Annotated in this window: 22 protein-coding genes; 16 read left to right on the top strand and 6 right to left on the bottom strand. The window is 62.9% G+C overall.

Annotated elements, in window-relative coordinates; all coding sequences use genetic code 11:
• The first annotated feature begins 7 nt into the window (after positions 1 to 7).
• The 10 genes from pilW (at position 8) to ACN8M7_RS22840 (ending at position 10150) form a co-directional block, all read left to right on the top strand.
• Positions 8 to 769 (top strand): type IV pilus biogenesis/stability protein PilW, encoded by a 762-nt coding sequence (gene pilW, locus ACN8M7_RS22885; protein WP_061241627.1) that lies wholly within the window; start codon positions 8 to 10, stop codon positions 767 to 769.
• Positions 766 to 1755 carry a RodZ domain-containing protein gene (locus tag ACN8M7_RS22880; RefSeq protein ID WP_061241140.1) on the top strand — a complete coding sequence of 330 codons (990 nt, stop codon included), beginning with the start codon at positions 766 to 768 and terminating at the stop codon, positions 1753 to 1755. Before pilW ends, ACN8M7_RS22880 begins: the two co-directional genes overlap by 4 nt.
• A gap of 3 nt (positions 1756 to 1758) precedes the next feature.
• Entirely contained in the window at positions 1759 to 2871 is a 1113-nt protein-coding gene (gene ispG / locus ACN8M7_RS22875) for a flavodoxin-dependent (E)-4-hydroxy-3-methylbut-2-enyl-diphosphate synthase (RefSeq protein WP_061241141.1), read from the top strand.
• A gap of 23 nt (positions 2872 to 2894) precedes the next feature.
• Positions 2895 to 4184 (top strand): histidine--tRNA ligase, encoded by a 1290-nt coding sequence (hisS, locus tag ACN8M7_RS22870; RefSeq protein WP_061241142.1) that lies wholly within the window; start codon positions 2895 to 2897, stop codon positions 4182 to 4184.
• Positions 4185 to 4216: 32 nt separating this feature from the next.
• Entirely contained in the window at positions 4217 to 4855 is a 639-nt protein-coding gene (locus tag ACN8M7_RS22865; RefSeq protein ID WP_061241143.1) for a tetratricopeptide repeat protein, read from the top strand.
• Entirely contained in the window at positions 4848 to 5999 is a 1152-nt protein-coding gene (gene bamB, locus ACN8M7_RS22860; RefSeq protein ID WP_061241144.1) for an outer membrane protein assembly factor BamB, read from the top strand. Before ACN8M7_RS22865 ends, bamB begins: the two co-directional genes overlap by 8 nt.
• Before the next feature lie 98 nt (positions 6000 to 6097).
• Positions 6098 to 7573, top strand: coding sequence for a ribosome biogenesis GTPase Der (der, locus tag ACN8M7_RS22855; RefSeq protein WP_490262264.1), 1476 nt, complete (start codon positions 6098 to 6100; stop codon positions 7571 to 7573).
• A 145-nt stretch (positions 7574 to 7718) separates the two neighbouring features.
• Positions 7719 to 8867: a pyridoxal phosphate-dependent aminotransferase gene (locus ACN8M7_RS22850; protein ID WP_490262263.1), complete on the top strand. Its 1149-nt coding sequence runs from the start codon at positions 7719 to 7721 to the stop codon at positions 8865 to 8867.
• 28 nt (positions 8868 to 8895) lie between these two features.
• A complete protein-coding gene (locus ACN8M7_RS22845; RefSeq protein WP_490262262.1) occupies positions 8896 to 9678 on the top strand; it encodes an amidohydrolase in 783 nt (260 codons plus the stop codon).
• 16 nt (positions 9679 to 9694) lie between these two features.
• The gene (locus ACN8M7_RS22840; protein WP_490262261.1) at positions 9695 to 10150 is read left to right on the top strand and encodes a hypothetical protein; all 456 of its coding nucleotides are present in this window, start codon (positions 9695 to 9697) and stop codon (positions 10148 to 10150) included.
• A gap of 234 nt (positions 10151 to 10384) precedes the next feature.
• Here the strand turns inward: ACN8M7_RS22840 and leuA are convergent, their stop codons facing one another.
• From leuA to ACN8M7_RS22815, 5 genes are all read right to left on the bottom strand, one after another.
• Positions 10385 to 12061: a 2-isopropylmalate synthase gene (gene leuA / locus ACN8M7_RS22835; protein ID WP_061241149.1), complete on the bottom strand. Its 1677-nt coding sequence runs from the start codon at positions 12059 to 12061 to the stop codon at positions 10385 to 10387.
• A gap of 335 nt (positions 12062 to 12396) precedes the next feature.
• Positions 12397 to 13653 (bottom strand): mechanosensitive ion channel family protein, encoded by a 1257-nt coding sequence (locus ACN8M7_RS22830; RefSeq protein ID WP_061241150.1) that lies wholly within the window; start codon positions 13651 to 13653, stop codon positions 12397 to 12399.
• A 117-nt stretch (positions 13654 to 13770) separates the two neighbouring features.
• The gene (locus tag ACN8M7_RS22825; RefSeq protein ID WP_490262309.1) at positions 13771 to 14589 is read right to left on the bottom strand and encodes a peptidoglycan DD-metalloendopeptidase family protein; all 819 of its coding nucleotides are present in this window, start codon (positions 14587 to 14589) and stop codon (positions 13771 to 13773) included.
• A gap of 30 nt (positions 14590 to 14619) precedes the next feature.
• Positions 14620 to 15999 (bottom strand): exodeoxyribonuclease VII large subunit, encoded by a 1380-nt coding sequence (gene xseA, locus ACN8M7_RS22820; RefSeq protein ID WP_490262260.1) that lies wholly within the window; start codon positions 15997 to 15999, stop codon positions 14620 to 14622.
• 27 nt (positions 16000 to 16026) lie between these two features.
• Entirely contained in the window at positions 16027 to 16905 is an 879-nt protein-coding gene (locus ACN8M7_RS22815) for a LysR family transcriptional regulator (RefSeq protein WP_490262259.1), read from the bottom strand.
• Between the two features lie 88 nt (positions 16906 to 16993).
• Between ACN8M7_RS22815 and ACN8M7_RS22810 the strand changes: the two genes are divergently transcribed.
• Positions 16994 to 17461, top strand: coding sequence for a multidrug/biocide efflux PACE transporter (locus ACN8M7_RS22810; protein WP_490262258.1), 468 nt, complete (start codon positions 16994 to 16996; stop codon positions 17459 to 17461).
• A 55-nt stretch (positions 17462 to 17516) separates the two neighbouring features.
• Positions 17517 to 18071, top strand: coding sequence for a sugar ABC transporter ATPase (locus ACN8M7_RS22805; protein ID WP_490262257.1), 555 nt, complete (start codon positions 17517 to 17519; stop codon positions 18069 to 18071).
• Positions 18072 to 18162: 91 nt separating this feature from the next.
• On the opposite strand, the gene ACN8M7_RS22800 is transcribed toward ACN8M7_RS22805, so the two are convergent.
• Positions 18163 to 20280 carry a TonB-dependent siderophore receptor gene (locus ACN8M7_RS22800; RefSeq protein ID WP_490262256.1) on the bottom strand — a complete coding sequence of 706 codons (2118 nt, stop codon included), beginning with the start codon at positions 20278 to 20280 and terminating at the stop codon, positions 18163 to 18165.
• A 144-nt stretch (positions 20281 to 20424) separates the two neighbouring features.
• On the opposite strand from ACN8M7_RS22800, the gene guaB reads away from it, so the two are divergent.
• The 4 genes from guaB (at position 20425) to ACN8M7_RS22780 (ending at position 25440) form a co-directional block, all read left to right on the top strand.
• On the top strand, positions 20425 to 21894 hold the full coding sequence (gene guaB / locus ACN8M7_RS22795) for an IMP dehydrogenase (protein WP_061241155.1): 1470 nt from the start codon (positions 20425 to 20427) through the stop codon (positions 21892 to 21894).
• 74 nt (positions 21895 to 21968) lie between these two features.
• Positions 21969 to 23546, top strand: coding sequence for a glutamine-hydrolyzing GMP synthase (guaA, locus tag ACN8M7_RS22790; protein WP_490262255.1), 1578 nt, complete (start codon positions 21969 to 21971; stop codon positions 23544 to 23546).
• Between the two features lie 301 nt (positions 23547 to 23847).
• Positions 23848 to 25104, top strand: a complete 1257-nt coding sequence (locus tag ACN8M7_RS22785) for a tyrosine-type recombinase/integrase (RefSeq protein ID WP_490262254.1) — start codon at positions 23848 to 23850, stop codon at positions 25102 to 25104.
• Positions 25105 to 25164: 60 nt separating this feature from the next.
• Entirely contained in the window at positions 25165 to 25440 is a 276-nt protein-coding gene (locus ACN8M7_RS22780; protein WP_490262253.1) for a hypothetical protein, read from the top strand.
• Positions 25441 to 25444 lie beyond the last annotated feature (4 nt).

Raw genomic sequence — 25444 nt, 5'->3', positions numbered from 1 at the left:
GATGCCCATGACCTTGCGCCCTGCGCTGTTGTTGCTAGTTGTCAGTCTGCTCGGTGGTTGTGTGACCACTGGCGATGTCGACCCCATGCGTACGGCGAAAGGGCGTGATGAGGCACGTGATGCCTATGTTCAGCTGGGCCTGGCCTATATCCAGCAAGGCGATACCCAGCGCGCCAAGGTGCCGCTGAAGAACGCGCTGGACCTGGACTCCTCCAACGCTGATGCGCATGCCGCGCTGGCCATCGCATTCCAGCTGGAGATGGAGCCGAAGCTGGCCGACGAGCATTTCCGTAAAGCCCTGTCCCAGCGCCCGAAGGATGCTCGCCTGCTGAACAACTACGGCGGTTTTCTGTTCGAGCAGAAGCGCTACCAGGAAGCCCTGAGTACTTACCTCAAGGCTGCTGAGGACAATCTGTATCCGGAGCGCTCCCGGGTTTTCGAGAACTTGGGGCTGACAGCACTGCAGCTTGGTCAGCGCGAGCAGGCCAAGGAATACTTCCAGCGCGCCTTGCGCCTGAGTAGCCGGCAACCGCGCGCCTTGCTGGAGATGGCTGTGCTGTCCTACGAGGACAAAGAATATGTACCGGCTCGTCGTTACTACGACAGCTACAGCGAAATAGCACCGCAGAATGCTCGTAGCCTGCTGCTCGGTGCGCGCCTGGCAGAAGTGTTCGAGGACCGCGACCGGGCAGCCAGCCTGGGCCTGCAGCTACGACGTCTGTATCCGGCTTCTCAGGAATATCAGCAATTTGTTTCGGGGCAACGATGAACGCGGCACATAGTGAAGTGACATCTCAGTCGATGCCGACCAATCCAGGCGAAACTCTGCGCCAGGCCCGAGAGATCAAGGGCTTGGGCGTTGCCGAGGTGGCTGCTCAGCTCAACCTGACTCCGCAACGGCTTGCCCAGATCGAGGCGGGTGCTTTCGACAAACTCCCGGGTACCACCTTTGCCCGTGGCTACATTCGTGCCTATGCCAAGCTTCTGGAGATGGATCAGAACCGACTGGTGCTGGAGTTCGACCAGTTCACGGGCACTGATGCCACTGGCAGCAACGTGCATGCACTTGGTCGTATCGAAGAGCCCGTGCGTTATTCGCAGAGCATCCTGCGCCTGGTGAGTTTCCTGCTGCTGCTGGCGCTGATCGGCGCCGGTTTTCTCTGGTGGCAGGATCAGGGCCGTCCAGGTGCCAACTTGGCTGATCTGGGGCTGGAGCATGTAGAAGTGGAGGGGGCCGATGGCACCACCCAGGTGCACTCGCTCGCCGAACCGGAAGACCAGGCAGTGGCAGATGCTCAGGGTAGCGACCAGGGCACTCCCTTGCTGTTGCCGGTCGAGCCGGGCGAAGCGCCGGAAGATTCCACTGCCGTAGAACAGCCTGCCACCCAGAGTACGGCGCCTGAACAAAGCGCGCCAGAAGCGCCGGCTGCTCCCGTATCGACCGAGCCAGCTGCCGCTGCCAGCGTGCCGGAGTCTGCTGCTGCGCCTGCCGCCCCGGTGGTCGCGACTGCCGGACAAGGTGCGCTCAACGTGCAGTTCACCGCCGATTGCTGGACACAGGTGACCGATGCCGATGGCAAGGTGCTGCTCAGTGCGCTCAAGCGCAGTGGCGAGCGTATCGACCTGACCGGCAAAGCACCGCTGGAGCTGCGCCTGGGTTTCGCCCGAGGCGCCCAGGTGACCTACAACGGCCAAAGCGTGGACGTTGCGCCGCACATGACCGGCGAAACCGCGCGCCTGAAACTGGGGTTGTAAAGCATGCATTGCGAATCGCCGATCAAGCGCCGACTGTCGCGCAAGATCTGGGTTGGCTCGGTCCCGGTGGGCGGCGATGCGCCGATCGCCGTACAGAGCATGACCAACACCGACACCAACGATGTGGCCGCCACCGTGGCGCAGATTCGTCGCCTGGAAGATGCCGGCGCCGATATCGTGCGTGTTTCCGTGCCGGACATGGATGCAGCCGAAGCGTTCGGCCTGATCAAGCAGCAGGTGCGCGTGCCGCTGGTGGCCGACATTCACTTCGACTACCAGATCGCCCTGCGCGTGGCTGAGCTGGGCGTCGACTGCCTGCGTATCAACCCGGGCAACATCGGCCGTGAGGATCGTGTCAGGGCAGTGGTCGAGGCCGCGCGTGACAAGGGCATCCCGATTCGCATCGGCGTCAACGCCGGCTCCCTGGAAAAGGACCTGCAGAAGAAGTACGGCGAGCCAACGCCGGAAGCGCTGGTCGAGTCCGCGTTGCGCCATGTCGAGCATCTCGACCGTCTGAATTTCCCCGACTTCAAGGTCAGCGTGAAGGCCTCCGACGTGTTCATGGCAGTAGAAGCCTATCGTCTGCTGGCCAAGCAGATCGAGCAGCCGTTGCACCTGGGCATTACCGAAGCCGGTGGCCTGCGCTCGGGGACGGTGAAATCCGCTGTCGGCCTGGGCATGCTGCTGGCCGAGGGCATTGGCGATACCATCCGCATTTCTCTGGCTGCCGATCCGGTGGAGGAGATCAAGGTCGGTTTCGACATCCTCAAGTCCCTGCGCCTGCGCTCGCGTGGCATCAACTTCATCGCCTGCCCGAGCTGCTCGCGGCAGAACTTCGATGTGGTCAAGACCATGAACGAGCTGGAGAGCCGAGTCGAGGATCTGCTGGTGCCGCTCGACGTGGCCGTGATCGGTTGTGTGGTCAACGGTCCTGGTGAAGCCAAGGAGGCACATATCGGCCTCACCGGCGGTAGCCCGAACAACCTGGTCTATATCGACGGCAAACCGGCCTCGAAACTGACCAACGAAAACCTGGTGGATGAGCTGGAAAAACTCATCCGCGACAAGGCGGCCGAGAAGGTCGCCGCCGATGCTGCCGTGATCGTGCGCGGCTGATCGCTGCGCTTTAAGGATTCTTAGTGAGCAAGTCCCTACAAGCCATCCGTGGCATGAACGACATCCTGCCGGAGCAGACGCCTGCCTGGCGTTACCTGGAAAGTACCCTGGTCAGCCTGCTCGATGGCTACGGCTACAAGGAAATCCGTCTGCCCATCGTCGAGTACACCGAGCTTTTCGCGCGTGGTATCGGTGAGGGCACCGACGTGGTCGACAAGGAGATGTACACCTTCCGCGACCGCAACGAAGAGTCCCTGACCCTGCGTCCGGAAGGCACTGCCGGTTGTGTGCGTGCTGTGCTCGAGCATGGTCTGGCTGGCGGCGGTCAGGTGCAGAAACTGTGGTACGCGGGGCCGATGTTCCGCTACGAGAAACCGCAGAAAGGTCGTTACCGGCAGTTCCATCAGGTTGGTGTGGAGGCGTTCAATCTGCCCGGCCCGGATGTCGATGCCGAGTTGATCGTGCTCACCTGGCGCCTGTGGAAAAAGCTCGGTCTGGCCGACGCCGTTACCCTGCAGCTCAACAGCCTGGGCTCCAGCGAGGCACGCGCAGCCTATCGTGACGCCCTGGTGGCCTATCTGCAGGAGCGCTTCGAGCAGCTCGATGAAGACAGCCAGCGTCGTCTGACCACCAACCCGTTGCGCATCCTCGACAGCAAGAACGCGGCGACTCAAGCCGTTCTGGTCGGCGCGCCGACCCTGGGCGATTACCTCGACGAGGAGTCGCGTCTGCACTTCGAGGGTGTCAAGGCGCGTCTGGACGCAGTCGGCATTCGCTACGAGATCAACCACAAGCTGGTGCGCGGGCTGGATTACTACAACCGCACGGTGTTCGAGTGGGTCACCACCAAGCTGGGCGCACAGGGTACTGTCTGTGCCGGTGGCCGCTACGATGGTCTGGTCACTCAGCTGGGCGGCAAGGCCACACCTGGCGTCGGCTTCGCCATGGGTGTCGAGCGCCTGGTTCTGTTGCTGGAAACCCTGGAATTGTTGCCGGCCGACCTCAATCGTGCGGCCGATGTTTACGTCTGCGCCTTTGGCGAGGCGGCCGAGCTGGCTGCATTGACTTTGGTCGAGCGCCTGCGCGACCAGTTGCCGGGCCTGAATCTGCTGCTCAACAGCGGTGGCGGCAGTTTCAAAAGCCAGTTCAAGAAGGCCGACAAGAGCGGTGCACGCTATGCACTGATTCTGGGGGACGACGAATTGGCAGCACGCGTGGTAGGTTGCAAACCGCTGCGCGACGATAGCGAACAAAAAAGCGTTGCCTGGGATGCTCTGGCCGAGCATCTGGCCGCCTGTCAGCAACAGGCCTGAGCAGGCTCTCGATTAGGAGTACGGGGTTAGACATGCAGACCGAAGACGAACAGATCGCGCAAATCAAGGACTGGTGGGATCGCAACGGCAAGCCTTTGCTGGCTGGCGGTGTGCTCGCGCTTGTCGCCGTGCTCGGCTGGCAGGGCTGGCAGAAGTACCAGACCAATCAAGCTCAGGGGGCCTCGGCGCTTTATCAGCAACTGCTGGAAACCGCACTGGATCCGGCTGGCAAGCCCGATGCCGGTAAGGTGGCGGAGCTAGCCGGCAAGCTCGACAGCGAGTTTGGTGGTACTCATTACGCCCAGTACGGCAACCTGTTCGTGGCCAAGGTCGCTGTTGAGGCGAACCGCCTCGACGATGCTGCCGCTGCGTTGCAGGGCGTGCTGGACAAGCCCGCTGACGCGACCCTGGATGAGCTGGCGCGTCAGCGTCTGGCCCGCGTTTTGGCCGCTCAGGACAAGACCGATGAGGCGTTGAAACTGCTCGATGCCAAGGTCGATGATGCTTTCCTCGCCAGCCGCGAAGAGCTCAAGGGCGACCTGCTGGTGCAGTTGGGCCGCAGCGATGATGCTCACGCCGCCTACCAGAAGGCCAAGGACGCGCTGGCCGAAGACGCCGCCGTTGGTGGTTTGCAGATGAAGCTGGACGACCTGGCAAAAGGGGATGCGTGACGTGATGCGTTGGAAGAATGCCGCACTGCTGGCTCTGGCCCTTCTGGCCGTGGGTTGCAGCAGCAATAGCAAGAAGGAACTGCCGCCCGCCGAACTGACCAAGTTCGATGAAGAAGTCGAGCTGCGCACCGAATGGAGTCGCTCCATCGGTGATGGCCAGGGCGAAACCTTCAACATGCTGGTGCCTGCCATCGATGGCGACGTTATTTATGCCGCCGATGTCGAAGGCCTGGTCATGGCCATGGATCGCACCAGCGGCAAGGTCATCTGGCGCAAGAAGCTTGAAATCCCGGTCTCCGGCGCTATCGGCGTTGGCTACGGTCAGGTGTTGCTGGGCACCCTCAAGGGCGAAGTGATTGCCCTGGACTCCAGCGACGGTGAAGAACAGTGGCGTTCGCGCGTGACCAGCGAAGTGCTGGCGGCTCCGGCCACCAATGGCGATATCGTCGTGGTGCAAACCCAGGACGATCGTCTGATCGCTTTCGATGCCAGCACCGGTAGCCAGCGCTGGATCGTCGAGAATACCCCGGCCGTATTGACCTTGCGCGGTACTGGCGCTCCACTGGTGACCAACCGTCTGGTGGTCGCCGGCCTGTCCAGCGGCAAGGTGATTGCGGTCGATGCCCAGCGCGGCCTTCCGGTCTGGGAACAGCGCGTCGCCATTCCGCAAGGTCGCTCCGAGCTGGAGCGCGTGGTCGACATCGATGGCGGTCTGCTGCTGTCCGGCGGTACCGTCTACGCGGTGAGCTACCAGGGCCGTGTCGCGGCCATGGATCTGGAGTCCGGTCGCGTGCTCTGGCAGCGCGAGGCGTCCAGCTCGGTGGGTGTGGCTCAAGGCTTCGGCAATCTCTATGTCAGCATGGCCAGCGGTACCGTCGAAGGTATCGACGAGCGCAGCGCTTCGGCCCTGTGGAGCAACGATTCGATGGCGCGCCGCCAGCTGTCCGGGCCGGCGGTATTCTCCAGTTATGTCGCCGTGGGTGACTTCGAGGGCTATCTGCACCTGCTGAGCCAGGTCGATGGACGCTTTGTCGGCCGTACCCGTATCGACAGCGACGGCCTGCGTGCCCAGCCGCTGGTGGTGGGTGACTGGCTGTACGTCTATGGCAACAGCGGCAAGTTGGTGGCACTGACCATCAAGTAACGCGCTATGCTGGCGGTACCCCCGACAGCACGAAACATCCTGGCCGCTGCCCATGCAGCGGCCTTTGCATTTTCTGAATTAACCGAGTGGAGAGCCTGATGGTTCCCGTAATTGCCCTGGTGGGCCGGCCGAATGTCGGCAAGTCCACGCTCTTCAACCGCCTGACCCGCAGCCGCGACGCCATCGTCGGCGACCTGTCCGGTCTGACCCGCGACCGCCAGTATGGCGAGGCGAAGTGGCAGGGGCGCACCTATATCGTGATCGACACCGGTGGTATCTCTGGTGACGAGGAAGGCATCGACGCGAAGATGGCCGAGCAGTCGCTGCAGGCCATCGAAGAGGCCGATGCCGTGCTGTTCCTGGTGGACGCGCGCGCCGGCATGACCGCCTCCGACCAGATGATCGGCGAGCACCTGCGGCGTCGTAACAAGCAGAGCTTCCTGGTGGTGAACAAGGTCGACAACCTCGACGTCGACCTGGCGCGCGCCGAGTTCAGCCCCATGGGCCTGGGCGAGCCGCTGGCGATTGCCGGTGCGCATGGCCGTGGCATCACCCAGATGCTGGAAGTGGTGCTCGGCGCCTTCCCCAAGGACGCTGGCGAGCTGGAAGAGGGTGCCGAAGAAGAGGAGGAAGTGCTCGAAGGCCAGGAGGCCAAGCGCATTCCCGGGCCGAGCGAGAAGGACGGCATCAAGCTGGCCATCATCGGTCGGCCGAACGTCGGCAAGTCCACTCTGGTCAACCGCATGCTTGGCGAGGAGCGGGTCATCGTCTATGACCAGGCCGGCACCACGCGTGACAGCATCTACATTCCCTTCGAGCGCGACGAAGAGAAGTACACCCTGATCGACACCGCCGGCGTGCGCCGTCGCGGCAAGATCTTCGAGGCCGTGGAGAAGTTTTCCGTGGTCAAGACGCTGCAGGCCATTCAGGACTCCAACGTCGTGGTGTTCGTCATGGACGCCCGCGAAGGGGTGGTCGACCACGACCTCAACCTGCTCGGCTTCGTGCTGGAAAGCGGTCGTGCCCTGGTCATCGCCCTGAACAAGTGGGACGGCATGGATCAGGGGCAGAAGGATTACGTGAAGACCGAGCTGGAGCGCCGGCTGTTCTTCGTCGACTTCGCCGACATCCACTTCATTTCCGCCCTGCACGGTACCGGCGTCGGCCATCTGTACAAGTCGGTGCAGGCGTCGTTCAAGTCGGCCATCACCCGCTGGCCGACCAGCCGCCTGACGCAGATTCTCGAAGATGCCGTCAGCGACCATGCACCGCCTCTGGTCAACGGTCGCCGCATCAAGCTGCGCTATGCCCACCTGGGTGGCGCCAACCCACCGCTGATCGTGATTCACGGTAACCAGGTCGACGCTGTACCGCGTGCCTACAGCCGTTATCTGGAAAACACCTTCCGCCGCGTGCTCAAGCTGGTAGGTACGCCGATCCGCATCGAGTACAAGGGCGGCGAAAACCCCTACGAGGGCAACAAGAACAAGCTCACGGATCGCCAGGTGAACAAGAAGCGCCGGTTGATGAGCCACCACAAGAAGGCCGAGAAGAAGCGCAAGGACAAGCGCTAGTAATCTTTGCGCCAGGGTGTGCGCCGCTGATCGTCCGGCGCGCACGGCATAAGCTTCCAACGCTTTTTCATAAGCGCTGCGGGTGCCGCCTGTGGCGCCCTTCGGCTATCCTCGCGGCTTGCCTAGTTCTTCGTAGGAAGTCGCGATGCTCGTCAGCAAACTGCCCAACGTCGGCACCACTATCTTTACGCGGATGTCCCAGCTTGCGCTGGAGACCGGCGCGATCAACCTGTCCCAGGGCTTCCCCGACTTCGACGGGCCGCAGGCGTTGCGTGAGGCCGTGGCGCGTCATGTCATGGAAGGGCGCAATCAGTACTGCCCAATGACCGGTTTGCCTAATCTGCGTCAGCAGGTGGCGGCGAAGATCGCGCGCAGCTATGGCGTGCAGCGCGATGCCGACAGCGAGATCACCATCACCCCGGGCGCTACCGAAGCGATCTTCTGCGCGGTGCAGGCACTGATTCGTGCGGGTGATGAAGCCATCGTGCTCGACCCTTGCTACGACAGTTACGAGCCCTCGGTGGAACTGGCTGGCGGACGCTGCGTGCATGTGCCGCTGGCACTGCCGGATTTCGCTGTCGATTGGCAGCGCCTGGCCGATGCCATCGGCCCGCGCACGCGGCTGATCTTCCTCAACTCCCCGCACAACCCGAGCGGTGCGCTGCTGAGCCGCGCCGATCTGGACAAACTGGCCGAGCTGATTCGTGGGCGCGATATTCATGTGATCAGTGACGAGGTTTACGAACATCTGATCTATGACGGCCAGCGTCATGCCAGCGTACTGGCCCACGATGAGCTGTATCAGCGGGCGTTCGTGGTCAGCTCCTTCGGCAAGACCTATCACGTGACCGGCTGGAAGACCGGCTACGTGGTGGCGCCGCCGGCGCTGACGGCCGAGCTGCGCAAGATTCACCAGTACGTCAATTTTTGCGGCGTGACGCCGCTGCAGTTCGGTCTGGCCGAATTCATGGCCGCGCACCCTGAGCATGTCGAGGAGTTGCCAGCCTTCTACCAGGCCAAGCGCGACCTGTTCTGTGGCCTGCTGGCTGACTCGTGTTTCACCTTCAGCCGCGCACCGGGCACCTATTTCCAGCTGGCGGATTACTCTGCCATTCGCCCGGATCTGGACGACGTGGCCATGGTCGAGTGGCTGACCCGCGAGCATGGCGTGGCGGCGATTCCGGTATCGGTGTTCTATCAGTCGGCGCCCCAGGATATGCGCCTGGTGCGCTTCTGCTTCGCCAAGCGTGAGGACACCCTGCGCGAGGCTGCCGAGAAACTTTGCGCTGTATGAGCGCCTACCGATTCTCCGAGGCATCGAAATGAGCAACAAACCTGACATCGAGCTGGCGCTGATCCAGACCACCCTGGCCTGGCACGATCCTGCCGCCAACCGCGAGCACTTCCAGGCGCTGCTGGAACAGGCGCGCGGCGCCGATCTGGTGATCCTGCCGGAAATGTTCACCACCGGTTTCTCCATGGAGTCGGCGGCGCTGGCCGAACCGGAAGATGGCCCCAGCAGCGCCTGGCTGCGCGAGCAGGCACAGCGAATTGACGCAGTGATCTGCGCCAGCCTGATCATCCAGGCCGCCGATGGCAGCTACCGCAACCGCCTGCTCTGGGCTCGCCCGGACGGCTCTGTGGCGCATTACGACAAACGCCACCTGTTCCGCATGGCTGGTGAGCACAAGCACTACCGTGCTGGCGAGCAGCAGGCGGTGTTCGATCTCAAGGGTTGGCGCGTGCGAGCGCTGATCTGCTACGACCTGCGCTTCCCGGTGTGGAGTCGTGACGCAGCAGGCACTGACCTGCTGCTGTACACCGCCAACTGGCCGGGTGCACGTCGTCAGCACTGGAACCGTCTGCTGCCGGCGCGGGCCATCGAGAACCTGTGCTATGTCGCGGCTGTGAACCGCGTCGGCGAGGACGGAAAGGGCCACGGTTATACTGGCGATTCCCTGGTGCTGGACTTCCAGGGCGAGGCGCTGCTGGCGGCTGGCGATGGCGATGGTGTATTCCGCACCCGGCTATCGAGCGAGGCGCTGAGTGCCTATCGCGAGCGCTTCCCTGCACACCTGGATGCGGATGTTTTCACCTTGAACTGATCAGGAGCTACATGACATGGACGTACAACAGAGCAATCCCTTCCAGACGCCGCAGGCTGACTTGCAACCGGCCACCACCACGCGGTCGCCGCTCTACAGCATTGCTGGCATCGGTGTGGCGACGTTCATCGGCACGCCGTTGGCCGGCGCATGGCTGCTGGCGCACAACCTGCAGTTGCTCGGCAAGGCCGATCGGGTTGCGCTGGTGTGGGGCCTTTCTGTCGTATTGCTGCTGGTCACGCTGGTATTGGCCTTCGTGCTGCCGGAATCGGTGCCGGCCATGCCATTCGCCATCGCGCAACTGATGGCGATGATCATGCTGGCCAAGAATCTGGTCGAGGTAGATCTCAAGCAGCATGCCGAAGCGGGCGGTGCAGTGCTTTCCAACTGGCGGGCGGCCGGTATCGGCCTGATGTTCACCATCGGCCTGGCCGCGCTGATGTTCGCCGTGCTGATGATTTTCGATATCTGAGCAAACCTTATCTTGGGCCTTCTTCGGAAAGCAGGCTCCAGCTGATTCAAGCACGCAGCCTCTCCAGTGCCGGTGGAACTGGTGGCAGCGAATGCGCTACCGGACATAGGCAATTCGCCAATAAATTCCGGACGGCCGCTACCAGCGGGTTTCGCCGGTGGTCAGCTACTGAGCCTCAGCAGAAACGAAGAACCCCGCCAGTTGGCGGGGTTCTTTTTTTCAGCCTGGTCGTGTTCAGGCCGCTTCGGTTTTCAGCTCGGCCTGCTTGACGGCGCGGTTCAGCGCACTGAACAGGGCGCGGAAGCTGGCGGTGGTGATGTTTTCGTCGACACCGATGCCATGCAGTGGGCGCTGACCCTCCAGACGAATCTCTATGTAGCAAGCGGCCTTGGCATTGGCGCCACCACCGATAGCGTGCTCATGGTAGTCCATGACTTCGACGGCGACCGGCAGGCTCGATGCCAGCGCTTCCAGCGCGCCTTTGCCGGTGCCGTTCCAGCGTTGTTGCTGGCCGTCGACCTGAACCTTCACCTCGACGCTGCTTTCGCCGTTCTCTTCCTGCAGGCGGTGGCCTTCCAGAGCATAGGGCTGGGTCGCTTGCAGGTACTCGGTTTCCAGCAGCTTGTAAATTTGAGCGGCAGTCATTTCCAGGCCAAGGCGGTCGGTTTCGCGCTGCACCACCTGGCTGAATTCGATCTGCATGCGGCGCGGCAGGCTGATGCCGTATTCCTGTTCGAGCAGGAAGGTGATGCCGCCTTTGCCGGATTGGCTGTTCACGCGGATCACGGCCTCGTAGTCACGGCCGATGTCGGCCGGATCGATCGGCAGGTACGGCACTTCCCACAGTGCGTCTTCCTTCTGCTGGGCGAAGCCCTTGCGGATGGCGTCCTGGTGCGAGCCAGAGAAGGCGGTGTGTACCAGGTCGCCCGCGTAGGGGTGACGCGGGTGCACCGGAATCTGGTTGCAGTCCTCGACCACCTTGCGCACGGCGTCGATGTCGGAGAAGTCCAGCTCGGGGTCGACGCCCTGGGTGTAGAGGTTCAGCGCCAGGGTCACCAGGCACACGTTGCCGGTGCGCTCGCCGTTGCCGAACAGGCAGCCTTCGACGCGATCAGCACCGGCCATCACGGCCAGTTCCGAAGCGGCGACGCCAGTGCCACGGTCATTGTGCGTGTGCACGCTGATCAGCACGCTGTCGCGGCGGTCGACGTGACGGCCGAACCACTCGATCTGGTCGGCGTAGTTGTTCGGCGTGGCGCATTCGATGGTGGCCGGCAGGTTGAGGATCAGCTTGTTCGCCGGGGTCGGCTGGAACACGCCGATTACCGCGTTGCACACCTCGACGGCGAAGTCGATCTCGGTGCTGCTGAACACTTCCGGCGAATACTCGAAGCCCCACTGGGTTTCCGGTGCGGCATCGGCCAGGCGCTTGATGGTGGTGCCGGCGGCCACGGCAATGGCTTTGACGCCAGCCTTGTCCTGGTTGAAGACGATCTTGCGGAAGCTCGGCGCGCAGGCGTTGTAGTAGTGGACGATGGCTTTCTTGGCGCCCTTGAGCGACTCGAAAGTGCGCTCGATGAGGTCGTCACGGGCCTGGGTCAGCACCTGGATGGTGACGTCGTCGGGGATGTGGCCACCCTCGATCAGCTCACGCACGAAGTCGAAGTCAGTCTGCGAGGCGGACGGGAAGCCTACTTCGATTTCCTTGAGGCCCACGGCCACCAGGCATTTGAAGAAGCGCATCTTCTTCTCGGCATCCATCGGCTCGATCAACGACTGGTTGCCGTCGCGCAAGTCGGTGGACAGCCAGATCGGCGCCTTGTCGATGACCTGGTCCGGCCAGGTGCGGTCCGGAATCTGGATCTGGGTGAAGGGGCGGTACTTCTTCGACGGGTCTTTGAGCATGGTCATGGTGAGAATCCTTGGGTCCAGACGCCTTGTCTGGGAAAACGAATAGGGCGGTCGACGGTGGCCGGATGGCCGCAGAGATTCAGCCCCGCAGTCGCGGGCTGACCAGGCGTAGGCAGCGATGTTGCCGTAGCAGAATGAGGGTGTGTGCAGTGTTCATGCAGCCAACCCTAGTGATCTTGGGGAAGGCTGGCAAGCATTGCGTAAAAATTGGTAGAAACGATCTTATTCTGCGCTGTGGAGACGTTTTATGGCGCTGCGTGGCGATTGATTGAAGAAACATTGCGCAGCGCGCGAAGAGGGTCGAGGCCGGGCGGGGCCGGCCTCTTCGTCGTGCCTCAGTTTGTCTGCTGAGCCACCAGGTTCGGGCGCAATTCACGCATGTCCGCACCACTCGGGTGCTGGAACACGCGCAGGCCGAACTCGGGGAGGATGGCCAGCAGGTGGTCGAAGATGTCCGACTGGATACCTTCGTAGGCACTCCAGGCGATGGTGTTGGTGAAACAGTAGATTTCCAGTGGCAGGCCATCGGCAGTCGGGCTGAGCTGACGCACCATCAGGGTCATGTTCTGGTGGATGTTCGGGTTGTGTCGCAGGTAGTGCTCGACGTAAGCGCGGAAACTGCCGATGTTGGTGATGCGCCGGGTATTGACCGCCTCCTTGCCGTGTTCGGCCAGCTTGGTGTTCCAGTCCTGCAGTTCCTGGTCCTTGTGGTCGAGGTACTCATCCAGAAGCATGAAGCGGCGCAGCCGTGCGATGTCCTCTTCGCTGAGAAAATGCACGCTGGTCTGGTCCAGATAAAGAGCGCGCTTGATTCGACGCCCGCCGGACTCCTGCATGCCGCGCCAGTTCTTGAACGGGTCGGTGATGAAACGTCGGGTCGGGATGGTGGTGATGGTCTTGTCCCAGTTCTGCACCTTGACCGTGTGCAGGGCGATGTCGATCACGTCGCCGTCGGCGTTCAGGTTGGGCATCTCCACCCAGTCACCGACGCGAATGATGTCGCTGGAGGAAATCTGCACGCTGGCCACCAGTGACAGCAGGGTGTCCTGGAAGATCAACATCAGCACGGCGGCCATGGCGCCGAGGCCGGACAGCAGGATCAGTGGCGAGCGGTCGATCAGGGTGGCCACCATCAGGATCGCGGCGATGGCGAAGATGGCGATCTTGAATACCTGCAGGTAACCCTTGATCGGCTTCAGGTGCGCGTTGGGACGACGCTGGTAGAGGGTGTTGAGGATGTCCAGCAGCGCGCCGATGGCCAGGGCGATGGTCAGCACGACGAAAGCGCCGCAGACGTTCTGCGTCACCGTCACCACGGCTTCGGGCATGCCAGGCACCAAGGCCACGCCGGAGGAGAGCACCAGCGCCGGGACGACGTTGGACAGGCGCTTGATGATGCCGCTTTCCTTGATCTGGCCGTGACGGCCCAGGGCCGTTACGCCGACCACGCGGTAGATGGCGCGTACCAGAATGCGTTTGACGATCCAGTTCGACAGCCAGGCGGCGAGGATCAGGGCGAAAGTGGCAGTGAGGGTGAGCAGTTCTGGCTGCGTATTCAGCCAGTCCATCCAGATTTTCAGCTCATTCGGCATTTCCGACTCCGAAGCGGGCAGGAGCAAGGCCGACTTAAGGGCCGGCCATTTGAGCCGCCGTACCCTAGCAAAAACACGCCCTTAACCCAAACGGCAGGTGTTGCAGACTGCGTCGGCTCAGGGCTTGAACGCGCCGATGAAGATGGCCGGGTCGACGCGGGCGTCGTTGAGGCTGACGTTCCAGTGCAGGTGCGGGCCGGTGGCGCGCCCGGTAGCACCGACCTTGCCGATATGGCCGCCGCGCGGGATCTCGTCACCCAGCTTCACGTCGATGGCCGAGAGGTGGCAGAACATGCTGATCAGCCCCTGACCATGGTCGAGGAACACCGTCTTGCCGTTGAAGAAGTAGTCGCCGATGAGGATGACCTTGCCGGCTGCCGGGGCCTTGATCGAGGTGCCACGGTTGGCCGCGAAGTCCAGGCCCGAGTGTGGGTTGCGCTCCTCACCATTGAAGAATCGGCGCAGGCCGAAGGGGCTCGACAGCGGGCCATTGACTGGTTTGTCGAACAACAGGTTGCTCGGCTGGCGCGCGCTGAACTGCCGGTAGGCGCGGGTCTGCTCGGCCAGTTCGCGCTCGATGCGTGCGAGGTTCTTGGCGTTGGGGGTGACCTGCTGCTGGTTCTTGATGGTGATGCGCTGCTCGGCGTAGTGCTTGGCGCCGACCTGGAAGCTCAGCTTCTGGCCGCCTTCGACCTCGACCTGCTGGCTGCCTGGCTTGGTGCTGAGCGGGACGCCGACTATGGCGATCCAGCGCTGGCCGTCCTCGTACACGGTCAGCACCGGTTTGCCCTGATAACGCACCTTCGGCGCCTGCGCCGGATTGCCCAGGTCGATCACCGCTACACCGCCGGGCACCGGCTTGTTCAGCAGGCGGGTGATGAAACCTTCGGCATGGGTAGGCAGAGCGAGCAACAGGGCCAGCAGGCCGGCGAACATTTGTGTGCGGGTTGCGCTGTACATCGGCTTTCAATCCAGTAGCGACAGGGTCGCCGGTTGTATGTGGTTGTCTTCGACGCGCACGTCCAGCTCGCCTTCGCTCAGGCGCGCCTTGAGGCGTTGCCCTGGCCGGGTCTGCGCGGCACTGCGCACGGCCTGGCCGCGCTCATCGAGGAGGATGCTGTAGCCACGGCCAAGAGTGGCCAGAGGGCTGACGATCTGCAGTTGCGCGGCCAGTGCGCCCAGTTGCTGGCGCTGGCTGCGTAGCTGAGCTTGCATCGCGCGTGGCAGGCGCGTGGCCAGGCCATCCAGGCGCTGGCGCAGCAGGGCCAGGTTGCGCCCCGGATGCTGCGCAGCCAGGCGAGCATCGAGGCGCGCCAGGCGTTCGCGTTGGTTGCCGAGCTGCTGGTTGAAGGCGCGGCGCAGACGCATGTCCAGGTCGTCCAGGCGCTGGGCCTGCTGGCGCAGGCGCTCGCCGGGGTGACGCAGGCGTTTGCTCACACCCTCCAGGCGCAGGCGCTCGCGGGCCAGGCGACCCTGCATCTGCAGCAGCAGGCGACGTTGCAGATTGTTGAGGCGCTGCACCAGTTCGCTGCTGTCGGGGGCCAGCAATTCGGCGGCGGCCGATGGCGTCGGCGCGCGCACGTCGGCGACGAAATCGGCGATGGATACGTCCGTCTCATGACCCACGGCGCTGACGATGGGGGTCACGCAGGCGGCCACGGCGCGGGCCACAGCCTCCTCGTTGAAGCACCACAGGTCTTCCAGCGAGCCGCCGCCACGGGCCAGGATCAGCGCATCGAAACCCTGCGCGTCGGCGCGTTGCAGGGCGCGCACGATCTGCGCGGTGGCTTCACGACCCTGCACGGCGGTGGGGATCAGGTTCAGCTCCACCTGCGGCGCACGGCGGCCGAACACACTTATGATGTCACGGATCACCGCGCCGGTCGGTGAGCTGACGATGCCGATGCGCTTGGGATGAGCGGGCAGGGCAATCTTGCGCTCGGTCGAGAACAGGCCCTCGGCGCCGAGCTTTTCTTTCAGCGCCTCGAAAGCCAGGCGCAGGGCGCCGTCACCGGCCGGCTCGACCGCGTCGAGGATCAACTGGTAGTCGCCACGGCCCTCGAACAATGAGACCTTGCCGCGTACCTTGACCGCCAGGCCATCGCGCAACGCCTGGCGCACGCGCGCGGCGTTCTGCCGAAACAGCGCACAGCGCACCTGGGCCTGGCTGTCCTTGAGGGTGAAATAGATGTGGCCGGATGCCGGACGGGCGAGGTTGGAGATTTCCCCCTCGACCCAGATGCCGGAGAACACGTCCTCCAGCAGTAGGCGAGCGCGGTTGTTGAGCTGGCTGACGCTGAGCACCTCGCGGTCGAGGTTCAGGCGGGCAAAGGGATCATTGATCATGGGGCGGCATGATAAGCGCAGAGGCGCTCAACTGTCTTCGAGCAGACGCTCGAGTAGCCAGGCTGCCACCGGCCCGAGCTCACGCTGGCGCGACCAGATGGCGTCCACCGTGACCCGGCGCGGCCAGCCGTTGCAGGGCAGTTCATGCAGGCCGCCAAAACCGTAGGCATCGACCAGTTGCCGGGGCAGTTCGGCCCAGCCGAAGCCCAGGCGCGCCATTTCCAGCAGCATCAGGTAGTCCGGCGCAGCCCAGCAGCGTCCGCCGCTGCCGGGCAGGTCGTCGCTGTTCGCATCGTCATGGGCGACGCTGCTCAGGCGCAGCAGGCGCCAGCGCGACAGGTCGTGATGACGCACCTGTGGCAGTTTGCTCAGCGGATGGTCCTTGGCCACGAACAGGCCGAACTCGCTGCTCATTTCCAGGCGGGTGTGGGCGATATGTGGTGGGTAGGCCGGCAGTGCCGCGATCAGGCCCAGCTGTGCCCGGCCCTGAGTGACCAGGTCGAGCACGTCGGCCTGTTCGGCGATCAGGCTCTCGAACTGCAGGTCGGGAAAGCGTTGGTCCAGCTCCTGCAGGCGCATCTCGTATTGTTTGGGCTGGTAGGCATCGGACAGCGCCAGGGTCAGGCGTGCCTCCTGACCCTTGGCCAACCCTGCGGCGTGTCGCGCCAGGCGATCGCTGGCACAGAGCACTTCCTCGGCATGGGCCAGCAAGCTGGCGCCGGCTTCAGTCAACTGCAGCTGGCGCGGGCCGCGTTCGAACAGCGCCACACCCAGGTCGATTTCCAGGCGTGCGACCGCTTCGCTGATGGTCGACTGACTCTTGCCCATACGCCTTGCCGCCGCGCTGAACGAGCCACTGTTGGCGGCATGGGCGAAGGTCTGGAGGGATTCGGGAGATATGTTCATATCGGTTAAGCCGATGGCTGCTGCCTTTGAGTTGCCTGGTATGCCGATGATCATAGCGCTCATCGTCAGCCATCACGAGGTTCGCTTCATGACTCAGCCCCTGCCGCGCTCCCTGCGTGAGCGCATCGGTCACGCCCTGGCCTTCGAGGGAATCGCCGTGCTCATTTGTGCGCCGGCCATGGCCTGGTTCATGGATAAGCCGCTGCTGCACCTGGGGCTGCTGACCCTGATGTTTTCTACCGTCGCGATGCTGTGGAACATGCTGTTCAACTACCTGTTCGACCGCGCACAGGGGCGCCTGGGCTTCGAGCGCGGCCTGTGGGTGCGAGTCAGCCATGCACTGCTGTTCGAGTGCGGTCTGGTCGTCACCCTGGTGCCGCTGGCGGCCTGGTGGTTGTCGATTGGTCTGCTCGAGGCGTTGCTGCTGGATATCGTGCTGATCCTGTTTTTCCTGCCTTACACTCTGGTGTTCAACTGGAGCTATGACGTGTTGCGCGCGCGCTGGCTGGCGCGCCGTGAGGTGCAGGCGGCCGCCGCGATCTGCCGCGGGACTTGATTTGCTGGCGGCAGCGCCTAAGCTGCCGGCTTTTCTTGCCAGCCGCCCGAACACCATGACCGCGCAACTGATCCTCGTCCCACAGATATCCACGCTTCCCGCCCACGAGCACAAGGCCCAGGCCATGCTGCGCTGGCTGGTCAAGCGGGAGATCGTCGAGGCGCTGCCGACCACCTGCGGCCAGGGCGGCAACGGCATGGCCTACGCCATCGGGGCGGGCGCTCGGCGTATCGCCCAGCATCCCGAGTTGCTGCCTTACGGGCAGCCGCACAATGGTCTGGAGATCATCACCAAGCGCTGCATCTATGTGCCGACGCGCGGCTTTCTCGAAGAGGCGGGCTGCGCCGAATGCCGCCGCGAAGTGGGCGTGCCGTTGTTCGACAGCCTGGAAGTGTGGTGGCCGGGGGAGACCGACAACTTCACCTGCCCGGAGTGCGGGCATGAAGACGACATCAACGGCTTCCTGTTCCTGCAACCCTGCGGCTTTTCCAACCTGGGTTTCATCTTCAACGGCTGGGCCGATGCCGGACTGCGCCCGGCGTTCCTCGAGGAATTCGGCGAACGCCTGGGTTTTGCGGTGCGTCAGGTGCGGGTCGAGGATCCGGTTTGAGCGGCTTTTCAGTCGCTTGTGGGAGGTTTAGCGGCAACTTAATTGGGTCTTCAGTCGCCGCTGAAGCGCCTTCCACAGGCGCTCAGTAGGCTCAGAACTCGACGCTGGCCGACAGGCGTAGCGAGCGCGGCTGACCGACATTGACCTGCAGCGGGCTGCCGGTACTCGACGGGTAGTAGTGCTTGTCGAACAGGTTGTCGACGTTGAGCTGCAGGCGTGTCCCATAGTCGCGTGTCGGCAGGTCCCAGCGCAGGAACGCGTCGCTCACCGTGTAGCTGCTCATGTAGTAGCTGTTTTCGTTGTCGCCGGCGCGCGCGCCGACGTAACGGGTGCCGGCGCCCAGGTGCCACTGGCCGAAGCTCTCGGGTGTACGCAGGTGGTGAGTGAGGTAGAGGCTGGCGCTCTGGCGCGGCGCCTGGGTCAGTCGGTTGCCCTCGTTTTTCGGGTCGTCGAGGATTTCCGTGTGGGTGTAGGTGTAGGTGGCGATCATCTGCCAGCGCTCGGCCAGGCGCCCGGTCAGATCCACTTCCACGCCGCGTGAGCCGACCTTGCCGGCTGCCTCGCTGATGCTCAGACCGCCGACGTTGGTGTTGGTGACTACGTTTTTCTTGACGATATCGAACAGCGCCAGGTTCAGGCTCAGGTTCGGATTGAGGTCGTACTTGGCGCCCACTTCATAGCTGCGACCTTCCTCCGGGTCGAACACGTTGTTCTGGTCGTCGACGGTGGTGTTTGGCACGAAGGAGCGGCTGTAGTTGCCGTACAGCGATAGCGCGTCGTCGAGCTTGTAGACCAGCCCGGCGAAGGGGATGAAGGTCTGGTCGTTGCTGTCCAGGCTCGGTTCGCGGTCGGCGGCGAGGCCCTGCACGCTGTACTGGTCGTAGTGCTGATAACGGCCACCGAGCACCAGGATCCATTGCTGGTTCAGGTGCCAGTTGTCCTTGAAGTACAGCGAGGTGGAGGTCAGCTCGTTGCGCGTGTTGCTGCGGTTGGCGTCGACCACGCTGGGCTCGCCCAGGTCGCCGTAGTGGGGGTTGTGAATGTCGATGTTGCGCCGGGTGCCGTTGGGGTTGCGGTAGGTGGTGCCGCGAAAGTTGTCGTTGACCTCATTGTCGATGCCCAGCAGCAGTTCGTGGGTCTGGCCGAACAGGCGCTGCTGGCCGATGAAATCGAGGCTGGCGTAACGCGTTTCGTAGTCGTACTGGCCGCCGTTGGCGGTGCGCAGCAGCTGGTTGCCGCTCAGCGAGACCGGCTGGGCGATGGCCAGATCATAGCGATCGTTGTTCCAGGCGTAGGTCAGGCGGGTCTTCCAGGCGTCGCTGAGCTCGTACTCGAAACGCGCACTGGCGCTTTCGCCAATGCCTTCATTGCCTTCCCATTTCTCGCCCAGGCGCTTGTCGTAGTCGATATCGGCCGGGTGGCCGTCGACGAACACCGTGCCGCGGTCGAACGGGGTGCTGTAGTCGTTGTATTCGTAAGCCAGGGTCAGGCTGGCGCGCTCGCCGACCCAACTCAGCGAGGGCGCAACCAGGGTGTGCTGGTCGACGCCGTAGTTGCGCCAGTAATCGCGGCTCTGCCGTTCGGCGACCAGGCGATAGGCCAGGCCGCTGTCGCCCAGTGGCCCGGTTGTGTCCAGGCTCAGGCTGCCGCCGCCTTCGCCGAAGGCCGTGCCACCGATCTTGGTACGTTGCACGTACTGCGGCTGCTTGCTGATCACATTGATCAGGCCGCCGGGCTCCAGTGCGCCATACAGCAGTGAAGCCGGGCCCTTGAGCACCTCCACTCGCTCGGTGGTGGCGCCGAAGCTGCGCGACAGGTTGGAGCGCACGCCATCGCGCAGCACCGAACCGTCGGAGTTGTTGCCGAAGCCGCGCTTGATCAGGGCGTCACGGGTGTTGCCCAGGGTATTGCCCTGACTGATGCCGCTGACGAACTTCAGCGCATCGTCCAGCGTGTTGGGCTGAAAGTCCTCGATGGTCTGCGGGGTCACCACCTGTACCGACTGAGCCTCATCCTTGAGTGCGACTGAGGATTTGCTTGCCGTGCTGGCGCGCTTGGCCTGGTAACCGTCTACATCGGCGATGGGGGAGGCGACGATGTCCTGGCTGGGCAGCTCCAGCTCCTGGGCCAGCAGGTTGCCGGCTGGAAGCAGGCAAAGGGTGAGCAGAGCAGCGCCGTGGCCACTCAAGGAACAGCGGTTGAATTTCATTTGGCACTCAGGTGCAGGGGTTTTTGAGAATCATTATGTTATGCGTTTCTAGGTATGACTGCCTAGACACACACTTTGCATTGAGTGAAATGAGGTGGCTGGGTATAATGCCGCGCTTCTTATTTTCCCGCTCGGGAGCCCTCCATGCTGCGCATCAGCCAAGAAGCACTCACTTTCGACGACGTCCTGCTTATCCCGGGTTACTCCGAGGTTCTGCCCAAGGACGTCAGCCTGAAGACCCGCCTGACCCGCGGCATCGAACTGAACATCCCCCTGCTGTCCGCTGCCATGGACACCGTCACCGAAGCACGTCTGGCCATCGCCATGGCCCAGGAAGGCGGCATCGGTATCATCCACAAGAACATGACCGTCGAGCAGCAGGCTGCCGAAGTGCGCAAGGTCAAGAAATTCGAGGCCGGCGTGGTCAAGGACCCGATCACCATCGAAGCCGACGCCACCGTGCGTGACCTGTTCGAGCTGACCCGTCAGAACAACATTTCCGGCGTACCGGTGCTTTCCAATGGTGATCTGGTCGGTATCGTCACCTCCCGCGACGTACGCTTCGAGAATCGTCTGGACGCCCTGGTGCGTGACGTGATGACCCCGAAAGAACGCCTGGTCACCGTCAAGGAAGGCGCTTCCAAGGAAGTCGTACGCGAGCTGCTGCACAAGCACCGCATCGAGAAAGTGCTGATCGTCGATGACGCTTTCGCCCTCAAGGGCATGATGACCGTCAAGGACATCGAGAAAGCCAAGGCCTATCCGCTGGCGAGCAAGGACGACCAGGGTCGCCTGCGCGTTGGTGCTGCCGTTGGTACCGGTGCCGACACCGCTGACCGCGTCGCTGCTCTGGTCAATGCCGGCGTCGACGTGATCATCGTCGACACCGCTCACGGCCACTCCAAGGGCGTGATCGACCGCGTGCGCTGGGTCAAGGAGACCTTCCCGGAGGTCCAGGTGATCGGTGGCAACATCGCCACTGGCGCAGCGGCCAAGGCACTGGTCGAAGCCGGCGCCGATGGCGTCAAGGTTGGCATCGGCCCAGGTTCGATCTGCACCACCCGTATCGTCGCCGGTGTCGGCGTACCGCAGATCAGCGCAGTGGCCAATGTCGCCGCCGCCCTGGCCGGCACTGGTGTACCGCTGATCGCCGACGGTGGCATCCGCTTCTCCGGTGACCTGTCCAAGGCCATCGTTGCCGGTGCTTCCGCCGTGATGATCGGTTCCATGCTGGCCGGTACCGAAGAGGCTCCGGGCGAAGTCGAGCTGTTCCAGGGCCGTTCCTACAAGGCATACCGTGGCATGGGTTCGCTGGGTGCCATGGCCCAGGCGCAAGGCTCGAGCGACCGCTATTTCCAGGACTCCTCGGCCGGTGCCGAGAAGCTGGTACCGGAAGGCATCGAAGGCCGCGTACCTTACAAGGGCGCCATGGCTGCCATCGTCCACCAGCTGATGGGTGGCCTGCGCGCTTCCATGGGCTACACCGGCTGCGCCACCGTCGAGGAAATGCGCACCAAGCCAGAGTTCGTGCGTATCACTGGTGCCGGCATGGCCGAATCGCACGTCCATGATGTGCAGATCACCAAAGAGGCACCCAACTACAGAGTTGGTTGATTCGCCGCAATGTATGAATAACGGGGCTGTTCGATCAGCCCCGTGTCATTTGTGAATACCTACGAGAGACGGCCATGGCCCACGACATTCACGCCCACCGCATCCTCATTCTGGACTTCGGTTCCCAGTACACCCAACTGATCGCCCGTCGCGTGCGCGAGATTGGCGTCTATTGCGAACTGCACCCCTGGGACATGAGCGACGAGGACATTCGCGCCTTCGCCCCGCGCGGCATTATCCTCGCCGGTGGCCCGGAGTCGGTGCACGAAGCCAATAGCCCGCGTGCGCCGCAGGCGGTGTTCGACCTGCAGGTGCCGGTACTGGGCATCTGCTACGGCATGCAGACCATGGCCGAGCAGCTCGGCGGCAAGGTGGAAGGCTCCGAGCTGCGTGAGTTCGGTTATGCCCGGGTCGACGTGGTCGGCAAGAGCCAACTGCTGGCCGGTATCGAAGATCACGTCGACGCCGATGGCGTATTCGGTCTGGACGTGTGGATGAGCCACGGCGACAAGGTCACCCGCTTGCCGGAAGGTTTCCACATTCTCGCCAGCACCCCGAGCTGTCCGATCGCCGCCATGTGCGACGACACTCGCCACTACTACGGCGTGCAGTTCCACCCGGAAGTGACCCACACCAAGCAGGGCGGTCGTATCCTCTCGCGCTTCGTGCTGGAAATCAGCGGCTGCGAAGCCCTGTGGACCCCGGCCAACATCGTTGAAGACGCAGTTGCTGCGGTGCGCGCCCAGGTCGGCGATGCCAACGTGCTGCTCGGCCTGTCCGGCGGCGTGGACTCCTCGGTGGTCGCGGCGCTGCTGCACAAGGCCATCGGTGATCAGCTGACCTGCGTGTTCGTCGACAACGGCCTGCTGCGCCTGCACGAAGGCGACCAGGTCATGGCCATGTTCGCCGAGAACATGGGCGTCAAGGTCATCCGCGCCAACGCCGAAGAGCAGTTCCTCGGCAACCTGGCCGGCGAAGCCGACCCGGAGAAGAAGCGCAAGATCATCGGTCGCACCTTCATCGACGTGTTCGATGCCGAGGCCAGCAAGCTGGACAACATCCGCTTCCTCGCTCAGGGCACCATCTACCCGGACGTGATCGAGTCGGCTGGCGCCAAGAGCGGCAAGGCCCACGTGATCAAGAGCCACCACAACGTCGGCGGCCTGCCGGAGGAAATGAACCTCAAGCTGGTCGAGCCGCTGCGTGAGCTGTTCAAGGACGAAGTACGCAAGATCGGTCTGGAATTGGGCCTGCCGTACGACATGGTCTACCGTCACCCGTTCCCGGGCCCGGGTCTGGGCGTGCGCATCCTCGGCGAAGTGAAGAAGGAATACGCCGACATCCTGCGTCGTGCCGACCACATCTTCATCGAAGAGCTGCGCAAGGCTGACTGGTACCACAAGACCAGCCAGGCTTTCGTGGTGTTCCAGCCGGTGAAATCCGTCGGTGTTGTCGGTGACGGCCGCCGCTACGCCTGGGTCGTGGCCCTGCGCGCGGTGGAAACCGTGGACTTCATGACTGCACGCTGGGCGCACCTGCCCTACGAGCTGCTGGAGACCGTTAGCGGCCGCATCATCAACGAAATCGAAGGCATCTCCCGCGTCACTTACGACGTATCGAGCAAGCCGCCAGCGACGATTGAGTGGGAATGATGTAGGGTCCTTCTGGGCTCATTGAGATGTATCGATAGCCAATTGCAACGTGTTGATTTAAAAGGAAATTCGTTGCAATGGTTATCGAGGCCTATCGCCGATTAGCAGAACGGATTGGCGGTAGCGGTGACGGTAGTAAACAGCGGTCGGATTGAGACCGTTCTGTTTACTATCCGGTCAAAACCGGTCTTTGACGGTAAATCGCTCCTTGGGAAAGCTTGCCCCGTGCGGCTTTCCCGGCATCAACAGGTCTCCTGACCCTTGACGGTAAAAGCCGTCATGAACAGGAGTAAAAACCTCGATGCTTACTGATACCAAACTGCGCAATCTCAAGCCCAAGTCCAAGCTGTACAAGGCCTTCGACCGCGATGGTATGTACGTGACGGTATCGCCTACCGGTACCGTCACCTTTCGCTACGACTACCGTCTCAATGGACGCCGAGAAACGCTGACCATTGGGCGCTATGGGCCAACTGGCATTTCCCTGGCCATGGCTCGCGAGAAGCTGCTCGATGCCAAGCGCATGGTCGCCCTGGGCAAGTCTCCCTCTCTTGAGAAGCAGCGCGCTAAGCGGCGCCTCAACGCAGCCAAGAATTTCGGTGAAACGCTGACGAAGTGGTTGGCCGGTGCGCGCATGGCCGATAGCACGCGTGCGATGCGCAAAAGCATCATCGACCGCGACATCCTGCCGGTCTTCGAAAGTCGGCTGCTGACCGAAATCACCCCTGACGATCTGCGAGCCCTGTGTGCCAAGGTGAAGGCTCGCGGGGCCCCGGCAACTGCGGTCCATATTCGCGACATCGTGAAACAGGTCTACGCGTTCGCGATCTTGCATGGCGAGAAGGTCGAGAATCCGGCTGACGACGTTAAGGCGTCTTCCATCGCTATTTTCGCGCCGAAGGACCGGGCGCTGAGCCCGACCGAAATTCGGCTGGCCTTCCATCAACTGGAGACAATCGCCGCGTATCCCACGATCAAGCTGGCCTTGCGGCTGGTGCTGCTGACCTTAGTACGCAAGAGCGAGCTGATCGAGGCAACCTGGGACGAGGTGGACTTCGAGAGCGCTACCTGGACGATCTCCAAGGAGCGGATGAAGGGGCGTAACCCGCATGTTGTCTACCTGTCGCGCCAGGCCTTGGACATCTTCGTGGCCCTGCACACCTGTGCGGCCGGTTCCCGCTATGTGTTGCCCTCGCGCTATGACATCTACCGTTGCATGTCGCACGCCACCCTGAACCGCATCACCCAGCTCATTGCCTCCCGTGCGAAGGAAGCAGGCCTGCCGTTGGAGCCGTTCACCGTCCACGACCTTCGCAGGACTGGCTCCACGCTGCTCAACGAGGTGGGCTTCAACGGCGACTGGATCGAGAAATGCCTGGCTCACGAAGATGGCCGCTCCTCGCGCTCGGTCTACAACAAGGCCGAGTACGCGGAGCAGCGCCGGCACATGCTTCAAGAGTGGGCGGACATGATCGACGCCTGGATCGACGGCCGCACTCATGTTCCCCAACTGCTGCCGGACAGCGTTGTGGTGCCGGTATTAAGTGCCACGGTTTAAGGAAAGCGCAAGGTTGTCAGTTGACAACCTTGCCGATCATGCGAATACTGGAGATCACTGATGACCCGTCCTTCTCACTCGAAGAAAGAGGTCGAAGAAGCACTCAGGCATGCCGAAGAGCAGGGCTGGCGCATAGAGCTAGGTGGTAGCCACGCTTGGGGACGAATCTACTGTCCCTACAACGATGAAGAGTGTCGCTGTGGCGAATTCTGCATCGCCAGTGTGTGGAGCACACCGAAGAACCCAGGCAACCATGCGCGTGCCCTTCGGCGCGTTGTCGACAACTGCACCACGCACCGTAAACAGCGGCAGACCGCAGAGGGTGCAGAGGAGTAGCGCT

This window comes from Pseudomonas spartinae (assembly GCF_965197125.1).
Classification (GTDB): Bacteria; Pseudomonadota; Gammaproteobacteria; order Pseudomonadales; family Pseudomonadaceae; genus Aquipseudomonas; species Aquipseudomonas composti_A.
Note: the sequence above shows the minus strand (reverse complement) of the source record. Positions and strands in the feature narration are given on the sequence as shown.